The 19,844-nt window shown below is 72.1% G+C and carries 21 protein-coding genes; 13 read left to right on the forward strand and 8 right to left on the reverse strand.

Annotation, left to right across the window (positions count from 1 at the left end; all coding sequences use genetic code 11):
* Nucleotides 1–14: 14 nt before the first annotated feature.
* Genes efeB through ACIP63_RS02610 form a run of 3 tightly spaced genes read left to right on the forward strand, consistent with a single transcriptional unit; the run spans nucleotide 15 to nucleotide 3,139 of the window.
* On the forward strand, nucleotides 15–1,271 hold the full coding sequence (efeB, locus tag ACIP63_RS02600; protein ID WP_401510699.1) for an iron uptake transporter deferrochelatase/peroxidase subunit: 1,257 nt from the start codon (nucleotides 15–17) through the stop codon (nucleotides 1,269–1,271).
* Nucleotides 1,272–1,293: 22 nt separating this feature from the next.
* Nucleotides 1,294–2,229, forward strand: a complete 936-nt coding sequence (efeU, locus tag ACIP63_RS02605) for an iron uptake transporter permease EfeU (RefSeq protein ID WP_401510701.1) — start codon at nucleotides 1,294–1,296, stop codon at nucleotides 2,227–2,229.
* Nucleotides 2,141–3,139, forward strand: a complete 999-nt coding sequence (locus tag ACIP63_RS02610; RefSeq protein WP_401510704.1) for a hypothetical protein — start codon at nucleotides 2,141–2,143, stop codon at nucleotides 3,137–3,139. The genes efeU and ACIP63_RS02610 overlap by 89 nt, the downstream gene beginning before the upstream one ends.
* A gap of 4 nt (nucleotides 3,140–3,143) precedes the next feature.
* On the opposite strand, the gene ACIP63_RS02615 is transcribed toward ACIP63_RS02610, so the two are convergent.
* Nucleotides 3,144–4,145 carry a helix-turn-helix transcriptional regulator gene (locus ACIP63_RS02615; RefSeq protein WP_401510706.1) on the reverse strand — a complete coding sequence of 334 codons (1,002 nt, stop codon included), beginning with the start codon at nucleotides 4,143–4,145 and terminating at the stop codon, nucleotides 3,144–3,146.
* Between the two features lie 91 nt (nucleotides 4,146–4,236).
* On the opposite strand from ACIP63_RS02615, the gene ACIP63_RS02620 reads away from it, so the two are divergent.
* The gene (locus ACIP63_RS02620) at nucleotides 4,237–4,656 is read left to right on the forward strand and encodes a VOC family protein (protein ID WP_401510708.1); all 420 of its coding nucleotides are present in this window, start codon (nucleotides 4,237–4,239) and stop codon (nucleotides 4,654–4,656) included.
* On the opposite strand, the gene ACIP63_RS02625 is transcribed toward ACIP63_RS02620, so the two are convergent.
* Both ACIP63_RS02625 and ACIP63_RS02630 read right to left on the reverse strand, forming a co-directional pair.
* Nucleotides 4,646–5,389 (reverse strand): bifunctional DNA primase/polymerase, encoded by a 744-nt coding sequence (locus ACIP63_RS02625; RefSeq protein ID WP_401510710.1) that lies wholly within the window; start codon nucleotides 5,387–5,389, stop codon nucleotides 4,646–4,648. The two genes, ACIP63_RS02620 and ACIP63_RS02625, sit on opposite strands and share 11 nt — an antisense overlap.
* Before the next feature lie 142 nt (nucleotides 5,390–5,531).
* The gene (locus ACIP63_RS02630) at nucleotides 5,532–6,161 is read right to left on the reverse strand and encodes a TetR/AcrR family transcriptional regulator (protein ID WP_401510712.1); all 630 of its coding nucleotides are present in this window, start codon (nucleotides 6,159–6,161) and stop codon (nucleotides 5,532–5,534) included.
* Nucleotides 6,162–6,346: 185 nt separating this feature from the next.
* Here ACIP63_RS02630 and ddaH point away from each other — a divergent pair, with 185 nt between their 5' ends.
* Complete coding sequence (ddaH, locus tag ACIP63_RS02635) at nucleotides 6,347–7,201, forward strand: dimethylargininase (protein WP_401510713.1); 855 nt, start codon at nucleotides 6,347–6,349, stop codon at nucleotides 7,199–7,201.
* 11 nt (nucleotides 7,202–7,212) lie between these two features.
* Here the strand turns inward: ddaH and ACIP63_RS02640 are convergent, their stop codons facing one another.
* Nucleotides 7,213–8,208 (reverse strand): small ribosomal subunit Rsm22 family protein, encoded by a 996-nt coding sequence (locus ACIP63_RS02640; RefSeq protein WP_401510715.1) that lies wholly within the window; start codon nucleotides 8,206–8,208, stop codon nucleotides 7,213–7,215.
* A 183-nt stretch (nucleotides 8,209–8,391) separates the two neighbouring features.
* Between ACIP63_RS02640 and ACIP63_RS02645 the strand changes: the two genes are divergently transcribed.
* Nucleotides 8,392–9,690: a hypothetical protein gene (locus ACIP63_RS02645; protein ID WP_401510717.1), complete on the forward strand. Its 1,299-nt coding sequence runs from the start codon at nucleotides 8,392–8,394 to the stop codon at nucleotides 9,688–9,690.
* A 29-nt stretch (nucleotides 9,691–9,719) separates the two neighbouring features.
* Here ACIP63_RS02645 and ACIP63_RS02650 read toward each other — a convergent pair whose 3' ends face one another.
* Entirely contained in the window at nucleotides 9,720–11,114 is a 1,395-nt protein-coding gene (locus ACIP63_RS02650; protein ID WP_401510718.1) for a Bcr/CflA family multidrug efflux MFS transporter, read from the reverse strand.
* Between the two features lie 85 nt (nucleotides 11,115–11,199).
* Between ACIP63_RS02650 and ACIP63_RS02655 the strand changes: the two genes are divergently transcribed.
* Entirely contained in the window at nucleotides 11,200–12,207 is a 1,008-nt protein-coding gene (locus ACIP63_RS02655) for a Gfo/Idh/MocA family protein (RefSeq protein ID WP_401510720.1), read from the forward strand.
* Nucleotides 12,208–12,231: 24 nt separating this feature from the next.
* Here the strand turns inward: ACIP63_RS02655 and ACIP63_RS02660 are convergent, their stop codons facing one another.
* The gene (locus tag ACIP63_RS02660) at nucleotides 12,232–13,899 is read right to left on the reverse strand and encodes an alkaline phosphatase D family protein (RefSeq protein ID WP_401510722.1); all 1,668 of its coding nucleotides are present in this window, start codon (nucleotides 13,897–13,899) and stop codon (nucleotides 12,232–12,234) included.
* Between the two features lie 142 nt (nucleotides 13,900–14,041).
* Between ACIP63_RS02660 and ACIP63_RS02665 the strand changes: the two genes are divergently transcribed.
* The 3 genes from ACIP63_RS02665 to ACIP63_RS02675 all read left to right on the forward strand — a co-directional run bounded on the left by ACIP63_RS02665 (nucleotide 14,042) and on the right by ACIP63_RS02675 (nucleotide 16,436).
* Entirely contained in the window at nucleotides 14,042–14,797 is a 756-nt protein-coding gene (locus ACIP63_RS02665; RefSeq protein ID WP_401510724.1) for an SDR family oxidoreductase, read from the forward strand.
* 156 nt (nucleotides 14,798–14,953) lie between these two features.
* Nucleotides 14,954–15,418: a lamin tail domain-containing protein gene (locus ACIP63_RS02670; protein ID WP_401510726.1), complete on the forward strand. Its 465-nt coding sequence runs from the start codon at nucleotides 14,954–14,956 to the stop codon at nucleotides 15,416–15,418.
* 163 nt (nucleotides 15,419–15,581) lie between these two features.
* Nucleotides 15,582–16,436, forward strand: a complete 855-nt coding sequence (locus ACIP63_RS02675; protein WP_401510728.1) for a PhzF family phenazine biosynthesis protein — start codon at nucleotides 15,582–15,584, stop codon at nucleotides 16,434–16,436.
* Between the two features lie 15 nt (nucleotides 16,437–16,451).
* Here ACIP63_RS02675 and ACIP63_RS02680 read toward each other — a convergent pair whose 3' ends face one another.
* Complete coding sequence (locus ACIP63_RS02680; RefSeq protein WP_401510729.1) at nucleotides 16,452–17,063, reverse strand: TetR/AcrR family transcriptional regulator; 612 nt, start codon at nucleotides 17,061–17,063, stop codon at nucleotides 16,452–16,454.
* 137 nt (nucleotides 17,064–17,200) lie between these two features.
* On the opposite strand from ACIP63_RS02680, the gene ACIP63_RS02685 reads away from it, so the two are divergent.
* A complete protein-coding gene (locus ACIP63_RS02685) occupies nucleotides 17,201–17,782 on the forward strand; it encodes a GNAT family N-acetyltransferase (protein ID WP_401510730.1) in 582 nt (193 codons plus the stop codon).
* 79 nt (nucleotides 17,783–17,861) lie between these two features.
* Entirely contained in the window at nucleotides 17,862–18,764 is a 903-nt protein-coding gene (locus ACIP63_RS02690; RefSeq protein WP_401510732.1) for a glycosyltransferase family 2 protein, read from the forward strand.
* A gap of 25 nt (nucleotides 18,765–18,789) precedes the next feature.
* On the opposite strand, the gene ACIP63_RS02695 is transcribed toward ACIP63_RS02690, so the two are convergent.
* Nucleotides 18,790–19,257, reverse strand: coding sequence for a GNAT family N-acetyltransferase (locus ACIP63_RS02695; protein ID WP_401510734.1), 468 nt, complete (start codon nucleotides 19,255–19,257; stop codon nucleotides 18,790–18,792).
* A gap of 139 nt (nucleotides 19,258–19,396) precedes the next feature.
* Here ACIP63_RS02695 and ACIP63_RS02700 point away from each other — a divergent pair, with 139 nt between their 5' ends.
* Nucleotides 19,397–19,825, forward strand: a complete 429-nt coding sequence (locus tag ACIP63_RS02700) for a pyridoxamine 5'-phosphate oxidase family protein (protein WP_401510735.1) — start codon at nucleotides 19,397–19,399, stop codon at nucleotides 19,823–19,825.
* The last annotated feature ends 19 nt before the right edge of the window (nucleotides 19,826–19,844 follow it).

The raw sequence follows: 19,844 nt of genomic DNA on the forward strand, positions 1-19,844 counted from the left end.
GCGGGGGCCCGATCATGACCGGGGACGAGGACTCCGACGGCGCCCCCGCCCCGTCGCGACGCGCGCTGCTCGGCTGGGGCGGTGCCGGGCTGGCGCTCGGCGCCGTGGCGGCGGGCGGTGCCGTCGCAGCGGTGCGTTCCGACGGGGACGCGGATCCGGCCTCGGACAGCGGCGCGGCGGTGCCCTTCCACGGGGTTCACCAGGCGGGGATCGCCACCGCCGTCCAGGACCGGCTGCATTTCGCCTCCTTCGACGTGACGACGGAGGACCGGGCCGAACTGATCGCCCTCCTCAAGGAATGGACCCGGGCCGCGGAGCGGATGACAGCCGGGCGGGCCGTGGGCGAGGGGGCGTACGGGGGGCCGGCGGAGGCCCCGCCGGACGACACGGGCGAGGCGCTGGGCCTCAGGCCGTCCCGGCTGACGCTCACGCTCGGTTTCGGCCCGTCCCTGTTCGACAGGGGTCGCTTCGGCATCGAGGGCCGGCGGCCCGAAGCGCTGGTGGATCTGCCGAAGTTTCCCGGCGACAACCTGGACGCCGCCCGCAGCGGCGGGGACCTGTGCGTCCAGGCGTGCGCGGACGACCCGCAGGTCGCCGTGCACGCCATCCGGAACCTCGCCAGGATCGGGATGGGGCGCGCCGCCATCCGCTGGTCGCAGCTGGGGTTCGGCAAGACGTCCTCGACGACGCCCGGCGCACAGACTCCGCGCAACATGATGGGGTTCAAGGACGGCACCCGGAACATCTCCGGCACGGACGACGCCGCGCTGAAGAAGCATGTGTGGGCGGACGGGACGGGAGACGCCGGGTGGATGGCCGGGGGCTCGTATCTGGTGGCCCGGCGCATCCGCATGCACATCGAGACGTGGGACCGGGCTCCCCTGCGGGAGCAGGAGGACATCTTCGGCCGCGACAAGGGTGAGGGCGCCCCGGTCGGCAAGGCCAAGGAGCGCGACGAGCCGTTCCTGAAGGCGATGCTGCCGACCGCGCACGTGCGGCTGGCGCACCCGGACACCAACAACGGGGCGACGATCCTGCGTCGCGGCTACTCCTTCACCGACGGTACGGACGGTCTGGGCAGGCTCGACGCAGGGCTGTTCTTCCTGGCCTACCAGCGGGACGTCCGCACGGGCTTCATCCCGGTGCAGCGCGGTCTCGCGGCCTCCGACGCGCTCAACGAGTACATCCAGCACGTGGGTTCGGCGGTCTTCGCCGTTCCGCCCGGTGTCCGCGACGGGGACGACTGGTGGGGCCGGGCCCTGTTCTCATGACCGACACCGTGGAAGGAACGGCATGTTCGGCAACTATCTGATCGGCCTGCGCGAGGGGCTCGAGGCCGGCCTGGTGGTCTGCATCCTCATCGCCTACCTGGTCAAGTCCGGCCGCCGCGACGCACTGCGGCCGGTGTGGATCGGCATCGCCATCGCCTGCGCCATCTCGCTGGGCTTCGGCGCCGCCCTCGAATTCGGCTCCCAGGAGCTGACGTTCGAGGCCCAGGAGATGCTCGGGGGTTCGCTCTCGATCATCGCCGTCGGGCTCGTGACGTGGATGGTGTTCTGGATGCGGCGTACCGCGCGGCATCTGAAGAAGGAGCTGCACGGCAAGCTCGACACCGCACTCGCGATGGGCACGGGCGCCCTGGTGGCCACCGCCTTCCTCGCGGTGGGCCGTGAGGGCCTGGAGACCGCCCTGTTCGTGTGGGCGTCGGTGCGGGCGAGCGGGGAGGGATCCTCGTCACCGCTGATCGGGGTGCTGCTCGGCATCACGACCGCGATCGTGCTGAGCTGGCTGTTCTACCGGGGCGCCCTGAGGATCAACCTGTCGACGTTCTTCACGTGGACCGGCGGCATGCTCGTGGTGGTGGCGGCCGGTGTGCTCGCCTACGGCGTGCACGACCTGCAGGAGGCCCGTTTCCTCAGCGGCCTCGAGAACAAGGCGTTCGACATCACGACCACGATTCCGCCGGACAGCTGGTACGGCACCCTGCTCAAGGGGGTCTTCAACTTCCAGGCCGACCCGACCGTTCTTCAGGTCACGGTGTGGGCGCTGTACCTCATCCCGACGCTCGTGCTGTTCCTCGCCCCGGTAGGGTTCAGGCCGTCAGTGCGGATGACGGAGCAGAAGGCGCAGAAGGCGACGGATGACAAGGCTGGGGCGGCTGGCGGCGGGGCTCGCGACGACGACGGTACTGGTCGTGACGGCGAGCGGCTGCGTGACGGTGCACGGTGAACTGGAAGTCGTGCCGGGAGCGACGAAGTCCGAGGCCGCGAAGGCCCTGGAGGACTTCCTCGTCGCGTACAACGAGGCGGACAAGGCGTACGATCCGGCGCTCGACGAGGACCGGGTGACCGGTTCGCTCGGCGCGATCAACCAGGCCGGTCTGACCGCACGGCAGAAGAACAGTCCGGAGGGCAACGCGGACCACGAGCCTCTGGTGCTGACCGACGCCTCCTACGTCATTCCCAAGAAGGCGGGCTGGCCGCGCTGGTTCGTCGCGGACACGGACTCCAACCGCGACCAGGACAGCGGGAAGCAGGACACCCGCTGGCTGCTGACGTTCGTCCGCACCGCGCCGGACGCGCTGTGGAAGGTCTCCTATCTGGCGGTCGCCTCCGCGTCCGAGATCCCGAAGTTCCGCAAGGACGCCGACGGCTGGGCCGAGCCCGTTCCCTCGGCGGACACGGACGCGGCGCTGGCGACCCCGCCGGCGGAGCTGAGCACCACGTACACGGGCTACCTCAAGGACGGTGCCCCGGACGTGTTCGCTCCGGGGTCGATGACCTCGGGCTGGCGGGAGGCGCGGAAGAACACCCGCAGGGCGGGCTTCTCCTACCAGTACGTCGACCAGGCGCTGGATTCCGGGACGTTCGCGCCGCTGGGTCTGACGACGGAGGACGGCGGGGCGCTGGTCTTCTTCAGCAGCAAGCACTTCGAGCGGCAGACGGCGGCGGAGGGCCTGCGGCCGACCGTCACGGAGGACGTGGAGGCGCTGCTGACCGGCGAGGTGAAGAGCACCCTCACCAAGGAACGGGTCTCCAGTCAGCTGGTCTACGTGCCCAGGAAGGCGGCGGGAGGCACGGACGGCAAGGTGCGCGTGCTGAACCGGCTGCCCGGTCTGATCGCGGCGCAGGGCTCCTGACGCGTCAGCCGTGGGACGGGTCCCGCCGGGCCGAGAGGCTGAGCCGTTCGGCGAAGGCTTCGACGAGGCCCCGGAGTGCGTCCGGGCGTTCGATGACGAACGGCCGGTCGATCGAGGCGAGCACGGCGGGCAGCCAGTCGAGCCGTTCCACGCGGAGTTCGACCCGGGACCAGTACTCGGTCTCCGGGTCCCCGTCTCCCGGGGAGGGTGGTTCCTCGACGATCGCGACGCCGGCGGGAAGCCGGGCGTGGATGTGCTCGGCCGTGCCCTGGACGCGGAGGGTCACCTCGTGCCGGTACGGCGCCGTGGCGAGCGCCGTCAGCACGCGTTTCGCCGGGTCGAGTCCCTCGGGTGGCTCGAACGAGCCCGGCAGGGTCCTCACCTCCGTGATCCGGTCCAGCCGGAACGTCCGGTCCTCGCACGCCGTGAGATCCGCGGCCGTCACGTACCACTTGCCCGAGTGGACGACGAGTCCATGAGGGTGCAGCATGCGTTCGCTGCGGCGGCCGTCCGACGAGGTGTAGCGGATCGAGACCGGCCGGTGGTGGTTCACCGCGTCGGCCACCGGGAGCAGGATCCCTGAGTCCGGGGCGAGCGCTTCGCCGGGCGGAGCGGTGAAGGCGAGGGAGCCGAGCACGGCGTCGAGCCTGAGGCGCAGCCGCTCGGGCAGCACCCGGCGGATCTTGGCCGTCGCCGTGTCGCTCGCCGTGCCGGTGGTGGAGGTCGCTCCGGCCCGTCGCCCCGCGACGAGGCCGAGCAGTACGGCGAGCGCCTCGTCGTCGCTCAGCATGAGCGGGGGCAGGCGGTGGCCGGGGGCGAGCCGGTAGCCGCCGTAGCGGCCGCGCACCGACTCGACGGGCACGTCGAGGTCGGTGAGATGGCCGATGTAGTGCCGCACCGTGCGCTCGTCGACGCCGAGCCGGTCCGCGAGTTCGGACGCGGTCCGGACTCCTCCGGACTGCAGGAGTTCCAGCAGGGCGAGCACACGGGCGAGAGGACGGGGCATGTCCGGAAGTCTCTCGCGGATACCGGGCGGGTTCCGCCCGGTATCGGTCGTAGCGTTCGGTCGGAAACACCGAACGACCAGGAGAAGACCCATGAACTTCGTCTCTGTCCGCATCATCACGGGCGACATCGTCCGCCTCGTCGACTTCTACGAACGTGTCACCGGAGTGGCCGCCGACTGGTCCACCGAGGACTTCGCCGAGATCAGGACCGCCTCGGCCACCCTCGCGATCGGCAGCACACGCACGGTCCCGCTGTTCTCACCCGGTTCCGCCGGCCCGGCCGACAACCGGAGCGTCATCCTCGAATTCCTCGTCGACGACGTGGACGGCGTGCACGCGAACCTGGCCGGGGTCGTGGAGGAGTTCGTCAAGGAGCCCACCACGATGCCGTGGGGCAACCGCTCGCTCCTGTTCCGCGACCCCGACGGCAACCTCGTGAACCTCTTCACCCCGGTCACGCCCGCCGCCGTCGCGAAGTTCGCCCGCCGAGGGCGGGTCGTCAGCGGCTGAGCGGCCAGGCCACCGCGTCGTGGTCGAGGTCGCTCGCGTCGGCCGTGTCCGCGTACTGCGCGCAGGCGTCGGTGAGCGTCTCGAGCAGGGTCAGAGGATCGGGGAGCGGGTTCTCAGGGCCACGGATCCAGTGCACGTCCACCTCACCGGGAAGCCGCGCGGGCGGCAGGAGGACATAGCTGCCGCGGCAGTGCCAGCGGAGCCCGGGATGCTCGTCCATGGTCTCGGGGTGGCAGTCCAGCTCGCAGGGCCACCACTCGTCCTCGTCGTCGGGGGTGCCACGGGTGGCGGTGAAGAAGAGCATCCGGTCGGTGCCCGACTGGGCCACCGGGCCTACGTCGATGCCTGCGGCGATGAGCCGGTCGAGGGCGGCGCGCCCCGCCGTGAGGGGCACGTCGAGGACGTCGTGGACCAGGCCCGTCGCGGTGATGAAGTTGGCCAGCGGCTGACCGGCGGCCCAGCGCTCGATCTGGGCGCTGTCCGTCGTGGACTGCGTCTGCCAGGCGAACGAGACGGGGTGCCGCGCCGGGGTCGGACAGCCGATGCGCTCGCACGAGCATCGGTATCCGGACGGGTGCGCCGCGGGTGAGATGGGCATTCCTGCCTCGGCGACGGCCAGGAGCAGCGCCAGCCGCGCCGCGTCGTCGGCTTCCGGCTGTGGTTTCGGCCGCCTGCGCAGCCACTGGGAAATCCTGCCCTCTGTGCCGCGATAGCGGCCGGAATCGGCGCCCATCTATCCCCTCACCTCAGCGGTTGTCCCTCCATGGTCCCACCATCCTGCTCCTCGGGTGGCCAGAGTTCCGAAGCGGGGGGCCCGGGCGGTTGCGCAGGGGTCGGCACACTCGTACGGAATGTCACGGAATGCGCCGTCGGGCTCATGGCTGGACCAGGAGCCCCCGCAGGGTGAGGTCGACGACCTGGTCCGCGTACGCGTGGGTGAGCGGAAGGGTCCTGAGCAGCCAGCGGTGGGTGAGCGGGGCGATCAGGAGCTCCAGCGCGATCCGTGGATCGATGTCCGCGCGCACCTGACCGGCCTCCTGGGCCGCTCGCAGGCGTGTGACGTACAACTGGAGCTGCGGTTCGAGCAGGTTTTCGACGAATTGTGCCCCGAGTGCGGGGTCGATGATCCCCTCGGCGGCCAGGGCCCGGGTGGGTGCCGCGCTCACCGGGTCGTTCAGCCCGTCGACCGTGGCCCGCAGGACCAGCTTGAGGTCGGCCGCCAGATCGCCGGTGTCGGGGATCCCGTACGCACCGTCCTCGCCGGCCTCGCCCAGCTCCTCCGAGCGGCGGGCGCTCTCCTCGAGGAACGCCTCCAGGAGTACGGCCGCCTTCGACGGCCACCAGCGGTAGATCGTCTGCTTGCCGACCCCGGCACGGGCGGCGATACCCTCGATCGTCGTCCTGGCGTAACCGATCTCGCCGACGAGCGCGAGCGCGGCGTCACAGATCGCTCGGTGGGAGCGGCCGCTGCGACGGCTGGAGTCCGGGGGCTTCTGAGCTGCCATCCGGCCATCCTAGAGCCGGACGGTCCGATACGTATCGTCTTGCCTGACCGAAACGTGCTCCCTCCCGGCGGGTGCGCGTCACCACACCTGGCCGCCCGCCCTCGCGAACCACCCGAACGGATCACAGCGCGACGGCCCGGCACGGCGCACCATGAACTCACGCACACACCCGTGCGCATCCCACCGTGCCGCGGCCGAACGCCGCCGTTCGCGAGGAGCCTGCATTGACCCGTGACGCCACCCCCCGTCGCTACCTGATGTGCGCCCCGTCCCACTTCGAGGTCACCTACTCCATCAATCCGTGGATGGATCCTTCGAAACCCGTGGATCTGCCCCTGGCCACCACCCAGTGGGAGGACCTGCGCGACCGCTACCGGGCCCTCGGCCACACCGTGGAGCTCCTCACCCCCCGCCCCGACCTGCCCGACATGGTGTTCGCCGCCAACGGCGCCACCGTGATCGACGGCAGGGTGCTCGGCGCCCTGTTCGCCTACCGGGAGCGGTACGCGGAGGCCGAGGCGCACCGGGAGTGGTTCCGGGCCAACGGCTTCACGGAGATCCATGAACCGGCCCATGTCAACGAGGGCGAGGGCGACTTCGCCGTGACCGCCTCGTACCTGCTGGCCGGGCGGGGCTTCCGGTCCAGTCCGCTCTCCCACGACGAGGCGCAGGAGTTCTTCGGGCGCCCGGTGATCGGCCTCGATCTGGTGGACCCGCGCTACTACCACCTGGACACCGCGCTGTGCGTACTGGACGACGCGGCGGACGAGATCATGTACTACCCCGGGGCCTTCTCGCGGGGCAGCCGGTCCGTGCTGGCCCGGCTCTTCCCCGACGCGCTGCTGGCCGAGGAGGCGGACGCCGCCGCACTGGGCCTCAACGCGGTCAGCGACGGGCGCCATGTGCTGCTCCCGCAGGCCGCGACCGGGCTCTTCGACCCGCTGCGGGACCGGGGCTTCGACCCGGTCCCGATGGATCTGGGCGAGCTGCTCAAGGGCGGCGGCAGCGTGAAGTGCTGCACCCAGGAGCTGCGGGCCTGATCCGGTAAGGCCTAATCCTGCTCGGGCGGCGGCCAGGCGTCGCCCCACGCGGTGTCCCGGGCGGCACGGTAGTGCGCGCCGTGCCGCTTGGTGACCGTGGCGCGGCTCAGGCCCTCGTCCCTGGTGCAGAGCTCCAGCAGCACCTGCCCCTTGCGGATCTGCGGCCTGCGGATGACCCGTGCGCCGACCGGGTCGGTGGCGAACCTGGTCGCCACGACGTAGCTGAACTTCTCGTCCTCGTGGCTGAGCGAGCCGCCCTTGACCTGCCGGTGCAGCGAGGAGCGGCTGACCCGCGCCGAGAAGTGGCACCAATCCGTGCCGCGCTCGACGGGGCACGCGTCGTCGTGCGGGCAGGGCGCGGCGACGCTCAGCCCCGCGGCGATCAGCCGGTCGCGGGCCTCGATGATCCGGTCGTAGCCGTCGGGGGTGCCGGGCTCCACGATGACCACGGCCTGCGCGGCGCCGGCGACGGCGTCCACCAGAGCGGCCCGGTCGGCGGGGGTGAGTTCCTTGAGTACGTAGCTGACGGTCGCCAGGTCCGTGGGGGCCGGCTCCAGCGCCGTCCCGATCCTCGCCCGCTCCCAGGCGGCGTCCCGCAGCGCGGGGATGCCGGAGGCCGCGGCCAGCTCCCGGCCGAGCGCGAGGGCCGGTTCGGACCAGTCCAGGACCGTGGTCCGCGGCCCGTCCCAGGCCCCGGCGACCGCCCAGCTCGCCGCGCCCGTGCCGCCCCCGAAGTCGGTGTGGGTGGCGGGCGCCCAGTCCGGCGCGGCCTCGCGGAGCGCGGCGAGGCAGGACCGTACGGCCTCGAACGTCGCGGGCATCCGGTAGGCGGCGTAGGCGGCGACGTCCGAACGGTCCCGCAGGATGGGGGCGTCGGTCGGGGTGGTCCCGCGGTAGCTGGCGATCAGCCGGTCGACGGCCTGCGCGGCCCGCGTCGGGGGCAGCCCGTCGAGCAGGGCGGCCAGCGCGGCACGCAGGGCTTCCGCGGTGGGGAGGGTGGCGTTCACCGCCGAATTGTAGGCGCAGTGGACCCGCCCTCCGCAGTCCGGTGGTCCGGCACGGAACCGGGACGTAACGGGTACGGAACCGAACTGCTCTTCGTCCGGGGCCCGTTGCTACGCTGACCGCGCCGCGTCGGGAATCGCTCAGGGATCGGCCGGCTCATCGGGGGGACCTTGAGGCAGAGAATCGTGCGTCTGGCGCTGGTGGGCGGGGTGCTCGTGCTCGCCCTGCTCCTGCTGACGGCCACCTGCCGGGGCGGCGGGGCCGGCACCGGGGGTGACGACGGGCCGGAGAAGCCCGTGAAGAGGAGCGCCGGACCCGCGACACGGCTGGACGTCCCCGCGGAGTACACGACGGGGCGCGGCTGGGAGGTCGTCGGCGCCGGACCCGACTACGCCGTCTCGCACACGACGGGCCGGCTGGCCTATCTGGTGGAGGCGCCCGGGCACCGTTACCGGCTGCGGACCCTGGACACGGAGACCGGCCGGGCCGGCTGGAGCGGCGAGGCCTGGCGGCCGCCGGACGCGCTGAACTTCCCGAAGCTGCTCACCGTCGCCAAGGACGACCGCCAGTTCTTCGTGGCCTGGTCCTACGGGAAGACGGGCGACGGTCCCGCACCCGAGGGGAGCCTCGTCTCCCTCGACGTGTACGACGTGGTGGACGGGGAACACCGGCGCGTCGAGGTGCCCTGGGCCGGTGCCCCGACCGTCACGGCGACCGGGCCCGGCGTGCTGATCAGCGACGGCCGGGCCAACAGCGCGGTCGTGGATCCGGTCAGCGGTGAGGTGTCGGAGATCGCCGCGTCGGCGGTGGGGTACCCGAAGGGCTGTACCGCCTGCAAGCGGCTCACCGAGGTGCGCGGGCAGACGGCGAAGGGTCTGCTGCTGAGCGGGGTACGCGAATTCTGGGTGCGGGGCGGCTGGTTCAGCAGGAGGACCGCGCCGAAGGGAGCGGACCCGGCGACCGGGGTGCCGACCTCCGTGGCCCCGGGCCTGATCCTCGCGCGGTGGCAGCTCGCCGAGGGGGCGAAGCGGGCCGGCACCCACCAGCTGTGGGCGGTCCACGACGCGGTGAGCGGGAAGCCGGTCGCCTCCGCCGAGTGCCACGCCCCGGCCATGGAGCCGGGGCGTTATCCACAAGCCGTCGTCTCACCGTCGGGCGGCTACCTGGTCGCGGGGAACCTGGCCTTCGACCTGGAGGAGAAGAAGGGGTTCTGCTTCGAGGAGGAGGACGGTTCGGCGCGGCTGACGTTCGCCTCGGTGACGGACGGCGGCAGCGCCTACGGCGCGACGACCGCACGGGACGCGGACGAGGCGCTGGAGGGCGACGGGACCGGCCCGGTCACGATGAGCTTCACGACCTGGTCCGTCAAGACGCTGCCCCCGAACACCCGGCTGCCGGAGATGGAGACCTCGGGCGTCGGCGTCTTCCGCTGGACGGACCGCAAGGACCGGCTGCACCTGCTGGGCTATCCCCGCGTGGGCTGAGCGGCCGGGACCCGCCCGGCCGCTCCCCCTTACTTCTCCAGCCGCTCCCGCGCGGCCCCCGTGTTCTGCCACGGCCGGCACAGCAGCAGGAAGCACAGCGCCGCGGACAGGGCGCAGACCACCTGGACCACGGCCATCGGCACGGCGGTCTTCTCACCGGCGATCCCGACGAGGGGCGAGGCGATGGCACCGATCAGGAACTGGGACGTCCCCAGCAGCGCGGAGGCGGAGCCGGCCGCGTGCCTGGTGCGCATCAGCGCCTGGGTGTTGGTGTTCGGCATCGCGAGGCCCATCGCGGACATGAGCACGAACAGCCCGACGGCCACCGGCACCAGGCCGACCTCGCCGAAGACCCCGGAGGTCATCAGCAGCAGCGCGACCGCCGCGACGGAGATGACGGCGAGGCCGAAGCCGAGCGCCTTGTCCAGGCTGACCCTTCCGACGAGCAGCTTGCCGTTGATCTGGCCGACGGCGATCAGCCCGACGGAGTTGATCCCGAAGAGCAGGCTGAAGGTCTGCGGGGACGCGCCGTAGATCTCCTGGACGACGAACGGGGACGCGCTCACGTAGGCGAAGAGCGCGGCGAAGGCGAGGCTGCCCGCGACCATGTAGCCGGTGAACACCCGGTCGGCCAGCAGCCCGCGCATGGTGCGCAGGGCGTCGCCGACACCGCCGGTGTGGCGCTGCGCCGCCGGCAGTGTCTCGTGGAGCCACTTCCAGACGACGAGGGTGAGCAGCACTCCGACGAAGGTGAGGACGACGAAGATGCCGCGCCAGTCGGTGAACTGCAGCACCTGGCCGCCGATCACGGGCGCGATGACCGGCGCGACTCCCGAGATCAGCATCAGGGTGGAGAAGAACCGGGCCATCTCGTCGCCGTCGTACAGGTCGCGTACGACGGCCCGGGAGATCACGATGCCGGCGGCGCCCGCCAGGCCCTGGAGGAGGCGGAAGCCGATGAGGAGTTCCGCGGTGGGGGCGACGGCGCAGATGGCGGTCGCGAGGACGTAGACGACCATGCCGAGGAGCAGCGGCTTGCGCCGGCCCCAGCGGTCGCTCATGGGGCCGACGACGAGCTGGCCGAGCGCCATGCCGGTGAGGCAGGCCGTCAGGGTGAGCTGGACCGTCGCGGCGGGTGCGTGCAGCGCGTCGGTGACCTCCGGGAGTGCCGGGAGGTACATGTCCATCGAGAGGGGCGGCAGTGCGGTGAGCCCGCCCAGCACGAGGGTGACCAGGAGTCCGGCCCGTCGTGCGGTGGTCGTCGCGGCGGCCGGGAGTCCCGGCGCGGTGGTCGTGGAAATGGCCGGGACACCCGCAGCGGTGGGGGTGGCGGTGGCCTGGGCGCTGAGTGCGGCGCCTTTGCTGCTCGTCGTCGGTATGTGCTCGTGTTCTTGCTGGGCCCGGCTCGCGCCGTTGTCCGGCATCCTCGTCTCCGCTTCGTTGAATCCACATCTATGCTCTCAGCTCAGCCGTAGTGGTCGATACCTTTTTGCGTGGGAGCGGGCGGGCATGAGTGGGACTGTGCGTTGGGGTGTACTGGCGACGGGCGGCATAGCCGCGACCTTCACCGGGGATCTGCTGGCGATGGAGGACTCCGGGGCCGAGGTCGTGGCCGTCGCGTCGCGGAGCGAGGCCTCCGCGAAGGCGTTCGCCGACCGGTTCGGGATCGAGCGGGCGTACGGCAGCTGGGCGGAGCTCGTCGCCGACGACGCCGTCGACGTCGTCTACGTCGCCACCCCGCACTCGGCGCACAGGGAGGCGGCCGGGCTCGCTCTGCGGGCCGGCAAGCACGTGCTGTGCGAGAAGGCGTTCACGCTCAACGAGCGTGAGGCGCGGGAGCTGGTGGATCTGGCCCGGGAGCGCGGGCTGTTCCTGATGGAAGCCATGTGGACGTACTGCAATCCGCTCATCCGCCGGATGACCGAGCTGGTGGCGGACGGCGCGATCGGCGAGATCCGCACGGTGCAGGCCGACTTCGGCTTCGCGGGCGACTTCGGCGCCGGACACCGGCTGCGCGATCCCGCGCTGGGCGGCGGCGCGCTGCTGGACCTCGGGGTCTACCCGGTGTCGTTCGCGCAGCTGTTGCTGGGCGAGCCGGACCGCGTGCAGGCGGACGCGCTGCTGTCCCCGGAGGGCGTCGACCTGAACACCGGGATGCTGCTGGGCTGGGACTCGGGTGCCACGGCGCTGCTGAGCTGCTCGATCGTGGGGAACCTGCCGACCGTCGCGTCGGTCACCGGCACGGCGGGGCGCATCGACTTCCCGCAGGGCTTCTTCCACCCGGAGCACTTCCTCCTCCACCGGGCGGGCCGGGAGCCCGAGAAGGTCGTCACGGGTCCGGGCCCCCAGGGCCTGACGGGCATGCAGTACGAGGCGGCCGAGGTGACGCGCGCGCTGCTGGCCGGCGAGAAGGAGTCCCCGCTGGTGCCGCTGGAGGGCTCCCTCGCCGTGATGCGGACGCTCGACGCGGTACGTGACCGTGTCGGCGTCCGCTACCCCGCGGACGAGCGCGCCTGACCTCGTGCGGGGCCGGGGGCCGGGTTACGCGGGGGTGAGCCCCGGGTTCCCGGCCTCGGTCACGAAGGAGGCGGCCGTGGTGACCGGCGCGCCGGGCGTGGTGACCGCCGACACCGTACGGAAGTCGGCACGCGCCTGCTCCGTGCCGAGGGTGACGAGCGCGTAGCCGCGGCGGCCGTTGTAGAACTTCATGTGCGGGTTGGCCTGGGTCAGGTTGTTCCAGTTGGCCGGCTTCTCCGAGCCGTCCTTGCCGCTGGCGATCGAGGTGGCCACGACCTCCGTGCCGACGGTCCGGGACGCCGGGTCGTCGAAGTCCTTCTTGAGGTCGAAGGCGTAACCGACGTGCACGTCGCCGGTCAGGACCATCAGGTTCTCGATCCCGGCGGCCTCCGCACCTTCCATGACGCGCTGCCGGGAGGCCGGGTAGCCGTCCCACGAGTCCATGGACAGCTTGTAGGCGTCGGTCGGCACGTCGCGCCGCCGGGCGAAGGTGACCTGCTGCGGCACGACGTTCCACCGGGCGTCCGAGGTCTTCCAGCCGTCGAGCAGCCAGCGCTCCTGGGCGGCTCCCGTCATGGTGCGCGAGGGGTCCTCGGACTCCGGTCCGGGGACCTTCCAGCCGTCGCCGTACGCCTGGTTGCTGCGGTACTGGCGGGTGTCGAGGATGTCGAACTGGGCGAGCCGCCCGAAGCGCAGCCGGCGGTAGAGCCGCATGTCGGGGCCGGTGGGGCGCTGCGGGGTGCGCAGTGGCTGGTTCTCCCAGTACGCGCGGTAGGCGGCGGCCCTGCGCAGCAGGAACTCCTCCGGGGGGACGCTGTTCTCGGGGGTGTCGCCCGCGTAGTTGTTCTCGGTCTCGTGGTCGTCCCAGGTGACGACGAAGGGGTGCGCGGCGTGGGCGGCGCGCAGGTCCGGGTCGGACTTGTAGAGGCCGTACCGCATGCGGTAGTCCTCCAGCGTCAGCGTCTCCCGGTTGTAGTGGTCCGGCAGGACGCGGTCGGTGTAGTTGCGGGCGCCGCCGACGGCGGTGACGGCGTACTCGTAGAGGTAGTCGCCGAGGTGGAAGACCACGTCGACGTCCTCGTCCGCGAGGTGCTGGTAGGCGGTGAAGTAGCCGTCGTGGTAGGCCTGGCAGGAGACGGCGGCCAGGGTCAGGGAGCTGTTGCGGGCGCCCCGTGCGGGTGCGGTGCGGGTGCGGCCGGTGGGGCTGGTCCAGCTGCCGGCACGGAAGCGGTAGTAGAAGTTCCGGTCGGAGTCGAGGCCGTCCACGTCCACATGGACGCTGTGGCCGAATTCCGGGTGGGCGGTGGCGGCTCCGCGCCGGACGATCCGCCGGAAGCGCTCGTCGCGGGCGATCTCCCAGCGGACCTCGACGCGCCGGGCGGGCAGCCCGCCGTCGGCCTCGTACGGGCGGGGCGCGAGTCTCGTCCACAGGAGTACGGATTCCGGCAGCGGGTCGCCGGACGCCACCCCGAGGGTGAACGGGTCCTCGGTGATCTTCCGCGCGTCGAGTTCGGCCGCGGCCGCCGTGCCCGCACCGGGCAGGTTCACCGCGAAGGCCAAGGCCGCGGCCGCACCGGTGACGGTGAGGAAGCGGCGGCGGCCCACACCGGATCCGAGCCGCTGCGCGGCGAGGCGCAGTTCGGCGGAATGGCCGTGCTGACCGGGCGTCCTGCTGAGCTGTGCGGGTGTCATATGCCCCTCCCCTGCCGGATGTTGTCAGAGGCATTGGAGTGCGGGGCGACGACCGGCCGTTGGCTGGTACACCACATCCTTATGGCGGTGTGATGAGCACCGGGTGCCGGCCGCCGCGAAACCTCCCGTACGCTGCCGGGCCATGAACGCTGAGCAGAGAATCGCTGTCGTCACAGGTGCGGGATCGGGGATCGGCAGGGCCGTCGCCGTCACCCTTACGGGTGCGGGCTGGACGGTGGCCCTGGCGGGCCGGCGGGCCGCCGCCCTGGAGGAGACGGCCGCCGCGGCCGGCCCGGGCGCCACGGTGTGCCTGCCCACCGACGTGAGCGACCCGGACGGGGTGGCGGCGCTCTTCACCTCCGTACGGGACCGCTTCGGCAGGCTGGACCTGCTCTTCAACAACGCGGGCACGTTCGGGCCGCGCGCGACACCCGTCGAGGACCTCGCGTACGAGGACTGGCGGACGGTGGTGGACGTCAATCTGACGGGGACGTTCCTGTGCGCACAGGCGGCGTACCGCCTGATGAGGGAGCAGGACCCGCAGGGCGGCCGGATCATCAACAACGGCTCCGTCTCGGCCCACGCGCCGCGTCCGCACTCCATCGCCTACACGGCGACGAAGCACGCGGTGACGGGCCTGACGAAGTCGTTGTCGCTGGACGGGCGGCCGTACCGGATCGCCTGCGGGCAGATCGACATCGGCAACGCCGCCACCGACATGACGGAGCGGATGAGCACGGGGATCCTCCAGGCCAACGGCGAGGTCGCCGCCGAGCCGGTCATGGCGGCGGACGACGTGGCCCGGACGGTCCTGCACATGGCGGAGCTGCCGCTGGAGGCCAATGTGCAGTTCGCGACGGTACTGGCGACAGCGATGCCGTACGTCGGCCGGGGCTGATCCGCTCAGGCCCACCGCAACCACGCTTGCCCGGACCACGCCGGAACTCGCTCCCGAATGACAGAGTTTGCGAGTTTCCCGCTCCGCGTCCGGGCAAGCGCGTGCTGCCCGTATGCTGCTGACCTTCACCAGATGCACACAGAAGGACCACACAGCATGCGCATACGCACCACCGCGCCCCTCGCCCTGGCCGCCGCCACCGCCCTGGCCGGCTCGCTCCTCGCCACGGCCCCGGCCTCGGCGGCCTCCCACCAGGGCGGTCTGCACCTCGGCAAGATCCAGTACGACAGCCCCGGCAAGGACACCCGGACGAACACGTCCCTGGTCGCCGAGTACGTGGACATCCACAACAACGGCAAGTCCAAGCTGCAGCTCAAGGGCTACAAGCTGAAGGACAACACCGGCTACACGTACACCTTCCCGAGCTTCGGCGTGGCCGCCGGGAAGACGGTCCGGGTCCACACCGGCAAGGGCAAGAACTCCGCGGCCCACGTGTACTGGAACCGTGGCTCGTACGTCTGGAACAACACCGGCGACAAGGCCCGGCTGATCAAGCCGAGCGGTGCGCTCCTGGACTCCTGCTCCTGGGGGAAGGGCACCGGCGTGAAGGTCTGCCACTGACCACTGTGAAGAAGGGGTCGCCGCGGCCGGGGGTCCGCCGAGCGGCCGGGGGTGGCGGTCCGGGGGGTCAGGACCCCGGGCCGCCACCCCGTGGAACCGTATGCATGAGCTTCGACGGCCGCCGGCGGGAATGCGCGGCGGCGCCCCCCGGTTGAGGTGCGGCATGAGCTCACACACCGCCGCCGGCGTCCTCCGCTACACAGCGTTCTCCGCCGATCCCGGCGGAGGCAACCCGGCAGGTGTCGTCCTGGACGCCTCCGGGCTCGACGACGCGGCGATGCTCGCGGTGGCGGCGGAGCTGGGCTACAGCGAGTCGGCCTTCCTCACCTCGCCGGACGGCCACGGCGGGTACACCGTCCGCTACTTCAGCCCGAAGGCCGAAGTCCCCTTCTGCGGCCATGCCACGGTGGCCGCCGCCATCGCGCTGGCCGAGCGGGACGGCCCGGGTGATCTGGTGTTCTCCACCCCCGCCGGTCCGGTCCCGGTCACCGTCGTCCGCGAGGGCGACGAGCTCCGCGCCACCCTCACCAGCGTCGAGCCGCACACCGTGGACGCCGCCCCCGAGGACGTGGCGGAGGCCCTGGCAGCCCTGGACTGGCAGGCCGCCGAGCTGGACGCCGCGCTGCCGGCCCGCATCGCCTACGCGGGCGCCCGCCACCTGGTGCTGGCCGCCGCGACCCGGGAGCGCCTGGCGGACCTCTCGTACGACTTCGCCCGGCTGGAAGCCCTCATGCGGCGGCTCGGCCTGACGACGGTCCACCTGGTGTGGCGGGAGTCCGCCACGGTCTTCCACGTCCGCGACCCGTTCCCGGTCGGCGGCGTCGTCGAGGACCCGGCGACGGGCGCGGCGGCCGCGGCGTTCGGCGCGTACGCCCGCGAGCTCGGCCTCGTCCCGCACGGCGCGGTCCTCACCCTGCACCAGGGCGCCGACATGGGCCGCCCCGGCACCCTCACCGTCGAACTGAGGCCGGGTGACGCACGGATCAGGGTGTCCGGGACGGGGACCCGTATCGGCTGAGTCCCGTAGCGGGGCTCAGCTCACGTACACGCCCGCCCGCGCCGCCACCGCCGCCGCCTCGGCCGCCCGGTCGGCGACCGCGTCGTCGAGGGGGTCGCCGCTGGCGAGCAGCCGGTAGTAGAGGGGCGCCGAAACCGCCCGGATCACCTCGCGGGCGTCGGTGCCCGGGGGCAGTTCACCCCGCTGCACGGCGGCGGCGACGCAGCCGGCCCACTCCTCGATGCGTACGGCGTAGAAGCGGTGCAGGGCCTCGGCCGTCCGGGCGTCGCACGTCGCCGCCGCGACGACGGCGGCGAAGAGGGGGCCTTGGCGCGCGTCGGTCAGCGTGCGCGCCACCAGCCGTGCGTTGGACCGGAGGTCCTCGTCCAGGGAGCCCGTGTCCGTACGCGGGACCGACTGCTCCGCCATCTCCGTCAGCAGGTCGGCGACCAGTCCCGCCGTGGTGGACCAGCGCCGGTAGACCGTCGTCTTGCCGACCTCGGCGCGGCGGGCGACGTCCGCGAGGTCGAGCCGGTCGAAGCCGTGCTCGACCAGCGCGTCACCGGCCGCGCGCAGCACGGCCTCCCGCACCCTGGCCGTACGACCGCCGGGTCTGACCGTGCCCGGCTCCACATCCCCTGCGTCCACGAGAGGCCTCCACTTCCGTCACCGGCCCGTGCCGGGAGACAGTACACACTAACGGGAACACAGGGCCGTTAGCTATCGGAGGCCCGCCGGGTGAGTCGGGTCTCGGTGGCGGGACGCGGGCGCGGCAGGATGGCGGCATGGCACCACCGCTGACCGTTCCCAGCATGACCGCCGGAGCCGACTTCGTCCTGCGCCCCTGGGAGATGAGCGATCTGCCCCTCGTCCGCGAGGCGGCGGAGGACGACTACATCCCGCTGGTCACCACGATCCCCACGCCCTACTCCGACGAGGCGGCCGAGGCCTACGTCCGGCGTCAGTGGGGCCGGGCAGCCGACGGGGACGGATATCCGTTCACCATCGCGCGCACCCGGGACCGGCGGCCGGTCGGCTCCATCGGGCTCTGGCTCGCGGACGCGGACGCGGGCCGGGCGACCCTCGGCTACTGGATGACGGCCCCGGGCCGTGGCCAGGGCGTCGCGGGAGCGGCCCTGCGCACGGTCACCACCTGGGCCCTGCACGAGCTGGGCATCCCCCGGGTGCAGCTCCTCATCGAACCCTGGAACACGGCCTCGGTGCGGACCGCCGAGAGCGCCGGCTACCGGCGCGAGGGTCTGCTGCGCGGCTGGCAGGAGATCGGGGGCCGACGCCGGGACATGCTGATGTACGCCCGGCTGAACGGTGACCGCCCCTCCGATGACCGGTCACCCACCGCGAGCTGAACACCGGACGTTACGATCACGGGCACCGCGGAGGTACCGCGGTGCCGCAAGCCACCGATGTCCCCGGGAGAGCCGAGCCTTGTCCGAACCGCGTATCGGCGTGTCCATCGTGACCATGGGAGACCGCCCGCAGCAGGTCGAGGCGCTGCTGGCGTCGGTGGCCATGCAGGACGCGCGCCCCTCCCGCGTGGTCGTCGTGGGCAACGGCTCGCCGCTCCCCGACTACAGCTCCTTCCCCGGCCTGACGGGGCCGGCCGGCGGCGTGACCGTGCTCGAACTCGACGAGAACCTCGGCTGCCCCGGCGGCCGCAACAAGGCCCTGGAGGTGCTCGCCGCCTTCGGTGACGTGGACGTGGTGATCGAGCTGGACGACGACGGCCTCCTGGTGGACAAGGACGTGTTCCGCAGGGTCCGGGAGCTGTACGCCGCGGACCCGCGTCTCGGCATCGTCGGCTTCCGCATCGCCGACGAACACGGTGAGACCCAGCGCCGGCACGTGCCGCGGCTCCGCGCCAAGGACCCGATGCGCCGGGGCCAGGTCACCGCGTTCCTCGGCGGCGGCCACGCGCTCTCCATGAAGATGCTCGCCGAGACCGGCCCCTGGCCGGCCGAGTTCTTCTTCACCCACGAGGAGACGGACCTGTCCTGGCGGGCGCTCGACGCGGGCTGGAAGATCCTCTACGAGCCCGGCCTGCTGCTCCAGCACCCCAAGACGTCCCCGGCCCGTCACGCGGTCTACTACCGCATGACCGCCCGCAACCGCGTCTGGCTGGCCCGCCGCAACCTGCCCCTGCCCCTGGTCCCCGCCTATCTCGGCACCTGGATCCTGCTCACCGCGGCCCGCACCCGCTCGGCCAGCGGGCTGCGCGCCTGGGCGGCCGGCTTCGCCGAAGGGGTGCGCACCGAGTGCGGCGAACGGAACCCGATGCACTGGCGCACGGTGTGGCGGATGACGCGTCTGGGCCGCCCGCCCCTCGTCTGACGGCTCGGCCCGTGCCGGCCTCCGCTCAGCCGGCGGCCGCCCACCGGTACAGCACGTCCGGCTCGTTCTCCTCGTTGCGTGCGCCGTCGTCGTACGCCTCGGCGACGAAACCGTGCCGCTCGTAGAAGGCGCGCGCGGCGGAGTTGCGCTGGAAGGTGTACAGACTGAGCACGCCGCGCGAGGCCTCCTTCACCCGTTCCAGAAGCAGCGTCCCGACGCCGCACCGCAGGATGTCGGGCCGCAGATAGAGCTGGTCGAGCTCGTCCCCGTCCAGCGAGGCGAATCCGAGCAGCTCCCCCTCCTCCCCCTCGGCCACCCACGCCCTGCGGCCGGGCAGCACGACATGGGTGATCCACGCGAGCGTGTCCTCGTCGCTGTGCACCCGCGGCAGGTACGGCAGCGCGGCGGCCCGTGAGGCCAGGAAGACCCGGGTCATCGCCTCCGCGTCCCCGGCGGTCGCCGCCCGCAGCCGTACGGATGTGTTCCGGTCCATGATCCGCTCCCCCGTATCGGTGAACGCACAGATATAGCAGGGGCGTCGGCCGCGACGGCGGGTTCCGCCGCCACACCGGGGCAAGCGTTGCATAATGCCGCCTTGAGGCACACCGACCGCCCGACCGAGGAGTCCAGCCATGGCTTTGACCCGCACCGAGCGTGAACTGTTCCTGGCCGAACCGCACATCGGCGCCCTGGCCGTGGACGCGGCCGAGGAAGGGCGGGCCCCGCTCACCGTGCCGATCTGGTACCAGTACGCGCCCGGCGGCGACCTGTGGATCATGACCGGGCGCGATTCCCGCAAGGGGACCGCCATCGCCCGGGCGGGCCGCTTCAGCATCATGGTGGAGCGCCTCACGCCCACCATCCGCTACGTCTCCGTCGAGGGCCCGGTCGTCTCCACGCTCCCCGCCACCCGCGAGCAGCTGGTCGAGATGTCCTCGCGATACCTCCCGGCCGAGAAGGTCGAGGGTTACGTCGACTTCGCCTGGAAGGAGCACGGCGCACAGGTGGTCATCCACATGCGCCCCCAGCGCTGGCTCAGCTCGGATCTGGGCCAGGTCTGAGCCTGCGGCGCACGGGCGT

Source organism: Streptomyces sp. NPDC088746 (assembly GCF_044751065.1).
Taxonomy (GTDB): Bacteria; Actinomycetota; Actinomycetes; order Streptomycetales; family Streptomycetaceae; genus Streptomyces.